At 50.8% G+C, this 5,268-nt stretch carries 4 protein-coding genes; 3 read left to right on the top strand and 1 reads right to left on the bottom strand.

The genetic code is table 11. The annotated features are described in order from the left end of the window. The 3 genes from VE944_RS04855 to VE944_RS04865 form a co-directional block, all read left to right on the top strand. On the top strand, nt 1–1,255 hold a 1,255-nt coding region (locus tag VE944_RS04855), incomplete at its 5' end, for a hypothetical protein (protein WP_324973097.1). A 516-nt stretch (nt 1,256–1,771) separates the two neighbouring features. Next, nucleotides 1,772–2,092 carry a hypothetical protein gene (locus VE944_RS04860; RefSeq protein ID WP_324973101.1) on the top strand — a complete coding sequence of 107 codons (321 nt, stop codon included), beginning with the start codon at nt 1,772–1,774 and terminating at the stop codon, nt 2,090–2,092. Then, entirely contained in the window at nt 2,085–2,363 is a 279-nt protein-coding gene (locus tag VE944_RS04865; protein WP_324973104.1) for a hypothetical protein, read from the top strand. The genes VE944_RS04860 and VE944_RS04865 overlap by 8 nt, the downstream gene beginning before the upstream one ends. Before the next feature lie 69 nt (nt 2,364–2,432). Here VE944_RS04865 and VE944_RS04870 read toward each other — a convergent pair whose 3' ends face one another. Next, a complete protein-coding gene (locus VE944_RS04870) occupies nt 2,433–4,760 on the bottom strand; it encodes an MBL fold metallo-hydrolase (protein ID WP_324973107.1) in 2,328 nt (775 codons plus the stop codon). Nucleotides 4,761–5,268 lie beyond the last annotated feature (508 nt).

Raw genomic sequence — 5,268 nt, forward strand, 5'->3', positions numbered from 1 at the left:
GATGAGGGCAGATATATCACACCAGAAAGTATTGCATGTACTTGATCTTGCCAGCGAGGCAGCTGCCACACTCAACAAGTCGAACCTGGCTCTGGCTCCGATAAACTGTGCTGCCTTTGATGAAATATTTCAGCGCCAGGAGCCGATACTTGGATTTGTTGCCCCATTGAGTGCCGTGATATATATCCACGCCGCAGACGACAGGTCGGCTGACACATGGGCGGTCTTTCTCAAATTTTTGAAAGAGCTTGGTCTTGATCCAAAGGCTACGGTCACTGATGGTGGAAGTGGCCTTCTGAAAGGAATTCGCGATGTTTTCTCTGAGGCCGTCCAACTGCGGGATTTGTTTCACGTTCTGTATAAACTTTCGAAAGCCAAACGGGTTTTGGAAAGCAGGTGCTACGCGATGATCGCGGCAGAAATTAAACTCCTTGGATCAGAATGCGGGCATGAAATCATTGATGCGCATAGAATAAAAATGAATGATGCTTTGACGCAATTCGATTTGATCGAAGCCAACATCAGGGAGATCAGGAAGGCATGCTATCTTTCCGATGATGAAAGCCCATGCTACGTGACGGCTGCTGCTCTACGAACTATCGTGAAAAAATGCCTCAGGCATCTGGAAATTGCTAGACGAACGGTCAGCGACCACCGGGCAGTCAAAGAAGCCATGACTTACCTGGAAAGCGGGCTGAAATCAATTTCAGCCTACAAAGAGATGATCGAAACTGAGGTCAGAAAAATCTATGGTTCTGTCAATTCCCTTATGGTGTTGCAATTCATTTGCCCTATCGTGGAATACCTGGACCACTACCGTCGTGCCCACGACAGCAAGGAAAAGCAGCGTTTCTGGGGAGAGAAAATCGCAAAACTAAGGGCGAGCTTTCGGCAAAGCTCATGGGTCGATCAAAGCGAGGTTGATCGGACGATCACACTCGTGTCCAAATTGATGGATGAAGTCAAGAAATCAAACTCCCTAATGGAATCAGTTAATAGTGTGATCAGATGCCACCTCCAAACCTATAAATCCATCCCGAGGTGGTTTTGCGCCCTGTTTACATTTTACTGGAACAATCGAAAGTTCCCGCGCGGAAAGCGCAAGGGCAGCAGTCCAATTGAGATCCTTTCAGCACAGAAGTCTGACGTGGATTGGGTGGACCTGCTCCTGGAAAAGTTCCCATTTGATAAACTTCACCACAGTCCAGCGGCAACTGTTCAAACCAAGTGCGAAGAGAAAAACCCGGCTGCATAGTCGGGGCTGTGGATCCACGCGCGCGTTACTTGAAGGGGGACCTTGCGTTTTTTACAGGGGAACTGTCCGGCTGCTGGACCCATCCTATAATTTGTATATTTGCGGTAGTCAAAAAATGCGTATTATTCGCTACCGTAGAAGCAGCTTTGAGATTCTTAGTTGAGGCCTTTGTCATCTGAGCTGTCTTATTGTAGAGATTTTGTTTTGCGATTGGTTCCAAACAGTCTAGCTATCTCTGTAGGTGAAAATATGTCCTGGTGGCGCAAAGAGTGATTTTTTGAGGAATCGGAGTAAGCCATTATTTCGTGGTTTTATGCACGTATCAGCAAGTTGCCAAGCCGCTTCAAAACTCCCAATAATGTCAGCCCCAAAAATATGCAAATATCACGCATAATGGCATCCAACAAACAATTGTTAAAAAATCAGCCTGTTATGACCAAAGCTGCACAACAGTAGAAGCCGCTATTGAATAAGCGAGCTTCTGCCGATACAATGTAGCTACATTGTGAGGGACTAATGAATCTAGGTATTTCTGACACTGTAGCCACAAAAATATGGGAGAAGGACAACCGACGAATCAGCCGGGATGATGTACAGCGCGCATGGGCGGCTTATATGAACTCCAAAGTCGAGATCGATGAAGTTGTCTATGATATGCGCGAGGGGCGGGACCCACCGCCTGAATGGGTGCTAGTGAAGATCGATCGAAAGGTCATGAAACTCGTCTTCGTAATTTTTGATGATACTGATGTCTTTGCACACCTTGTCACGGCTTATTTTGTCGATCGAAAGACAGTTCGTTACTATGAAGAACAAGGAGGCCGAATCCATGGATAAGAAGCCAAAGCTTAGTCCTGAGGAGCAGGAAAAATATATCGCGTCGCTGGCCGATGATTATGAGCCAGATGGCAAGTATGGCAATGACCCGGAGCACCTGGGTTTGAAGCCTGGCAGAGCTAGAAAAAGTGGTGACCTGCGTACCATTAGACTTGATGATGAATTTCTCGCTGACATCAAAGCTGCTGCTGCTGATGAGGGCTTTGACTCGTACCAGACATTCATCAAAGTCATCTTGAAACGTTATATCAAGGACAGGAAGAAGGCATGAGCCCCGAGGTTCTGTTGCGCCTGGGTAAGTCCACAGGGGGTCTGCCCGGCGTTCACAATATCGACGCTCTCAGGACATGCTCCGATTAAGCTCCCTGGCCACCATCTGTTCGAAAGCTTTTTTGGATGAAGCCTCCATGACCGCAGATTTGATAATTCGATCATCCTTTCGCGCCCACCCGTGGCCTGAGAACACGGGCTCATGTGCCGGTCCCGATACCTGGCATTCGAAGCCAAAATCATCGATCAGGTGCTGCTGTTTCATCTCATTCAAGCGGCCCTTCGGATTGTCTGCAGGAGAGGGAGCGGAATCATGTCGAGGGCCGGTAGAGAGTTCTGTCAGCAAATGGTGATAGACAGCCTGCTCGGCGTTTTTTTTCAACCCGGCAATGAAGAAGGGTGTGCTTCTGCCTTGGACGGTGGCGCTGGCAGCAATCCCGGATCGCAGAGGCAGAAATAAGAAGTCCATTGCAGGGGACGCCCCCCGTTCGAGATATCGACCCTTGGCGTTTCCAATTGATGCTTCCAATGCCCTGACATCCACGAGTTGCCCGTTTTTTTGAAAATGGGCATCCAGGGAATCAAGCAGTGAATCGGCGGCCATCTGCTCTGAGAGCTTTTCATCGAAAGCCTTGACCCCATCACTTTCAAACACCTGCCCCATGACACTGACGCTCACGGTGCAGTGGTACTCCAGGCCTTTTTTCAGCGTTGCGAACTTTGGCATGGACACTCCAGCCTGCATGCAGGCTTCAAGCAGGCGCCCTTTGGGGTTTTCCTTTCGAAGCCTTTCCTGCTCAGCGCTTTCCACCTCAGGTGTTTCGATATGAAGCAGATTGGGCCTTTCGTCGTCTCTCGTTACAAGTCCCCAATCGACGAGCCTGCGGGTGACAGAGGCCAGACTATCGCCAGCCAGCACCGTTCCAGTCAGTCCTTCAACAAGCCTTGCCTCCTCCATGGTTTTATTTTGCCGGAGGCTTTGTATGAGGCGCGCGGCATCCTCCTGGGAGACAGCAGGTACTCTGCTTCGAATCACCGGTTTGCTTTTTTCATAGGTCCGGACAACAATACTGCCATTGTCGGCCGCAACGATGTCCGGCGAGCCGACCGACTGCATCAGCCCGCTCTTGGCCTCGGCGTCGCCGTGGACCAGGACCAGTGTTTTGGGGGACAGTGCGGACACGAGACCGGCCATTTGCAGTCGGTCTGCATGGGCCGACAATGAGTACGTATCAAACTCAGCCTCGACGGTTATCTGTTCACCTCCAATTTTGATGAATCGATCAGTCTTTTTTCCGGCAAGGTTCAAAAGAGCCCGGCCCGGTGACTCCTCATCCTGATAGCCGGTAATAAAGATGGCATCGTTTTTATTCCTGAGCATATGACGCGCGTAGAATGCCGATGGCCCGCCGTTCAGCATACCTGAGGAGGACACTATGATGCATGGGCTCGTCTCGAGAATCCCCTCACGATCTTTTGGGGATGCAACCGGACGGATCAGATCGTTAAAGAATGGATGACCGGCGGTTCTGATTTCATGCCGGAGGTGCCGGCTGACATACCGCTCATGCTTTGAATAGACTCCGCAAACCGCCCGAACCATGCCGTCGACAAAGACCGGAACCTCAGGAATCAGACGCTGCTGCATGGCCCGCTTCAGGAGGAGGAGGACCTCCTGAGCACGGCCTATGGCAAAGGCTGGAATCAATACCCGGCCTTTTCGTTCCATGACATCGGCGATTCGCTGGATCAGTTTTCTTTCTCCCGCCTCCCGGTCGGCATGCAGGCGGTTGCCGTAGGTGGTTTCTGTAATAAGCATATCCACATGAATTTGCGGACGCCTGAGGCCAGGAACACTCAGCTGTGGACTGACCGAGTAGTCGCCGGTGAAGAGCACCGATCCCTCGGGACTTGAAATGTGGATCATGGCGGCACCCAGAATATGACTGGCCGGGAGCCAGCTGATCGTCACAGCTCCAAAATTAAGGGGCTCTTCCATGGGAATGGTGCGAACCATATCGAGCATTCCTGCAACATGCTCTTCACCATAGAGAGGAACCTCGACTTCGCGTTCCTCGGATGACATGATCTTAAGGGCATCACGGTAAAGAATCGTGACCAGATCAAGCGTTGGAGGAGTCATGTAAATTGGAACAGATGGGAAGGAGGCATGCACCACGGGCAGGCCTCCCGTATGGTCACTATGCGCATGGGTAACCAGAATTGCATCGAGACTTATGCCATCAAGTTCATCGAGGTTTGGCAACGGGCGGGCGGGATCAAATCGGACCCCGCAGTCCACCAGGAAGGATTTTCCACATACTTCGAGCAAAGCCGATGAGGCGCCAATATCCGTTGCGCCTCCGAGAAAACTGACTTTCATATCCGGAAACCTCATATTATCTGAGCATCAGCATGGCAGAGGAGACTAAAGGCAGTACCCCCTGTCATGCTGGTGACCAGAGCGCAAGGCGACCCCGCACACTATTTGTCCATCACCGGATTACCGGCAGGCCTGGTGATCCTGTCAAGCATCTCCTTGTCAAGATGTGACTGTGCCACAGTATCGACCATGATCCGAGGTTTGACAAGGAAATCAGTCGGCAGGATTGGCAATAAGCCGGTCGATGTTATTGTGGACCGCGCCAGACTCATGGTCATTTTGAATTTTCATGGCCTCCGGTTCCGAGTGGAAATGATTTCCTGATCCGAAGGCAATACGTTGCCCGAAGGCTATGAAGCTTCATACTGCTGATATCAGGGCGGAGATGAATGGGATCCCTGCCAGGCTCTGTGATTCTGATAAGGTCGCCATTCAATGCAGAGTTCTGAAGTGCTATCAGTTCTGTGCCTTCAAGTTGAACGGATGGATTTCCGCCTCCGATAATTCCTCCGCCAATCGCGAC

The organism is Nostoc sp., from assembly GCF_035638895.1.
Lineage (GTDB): Bacteria > Cyanobacteriota > Cyanobacteriia > Cyanobacteriales > Nostocaceae > Nostoc.

Excerpts from the sequence above, each read along its gene's own strand:
- VE944_RS04860 (WP_324973101.1), top strand. The coding sequence starts at position 1,772 with ATGAATCTAGGTATTTCTGACACTGTAGCCACAAAAATATGGGAGAAG.
- VE944_RS04865 (WP_324973104.1), top strand. The coding sequence starts at position 2,085 with ATGGATAAGAAGCCAAAGCTTAGTCCTGAGGAGCAGGAAAAATATATC.
- VE944_RS04870 (WP_324973107.1), bottom strand. The coding sequence starts at position 4,760 with ATGAGGTTTCCGGATATGAAAGTCAGTTTTCTCGGAGGCGCAACGGAT.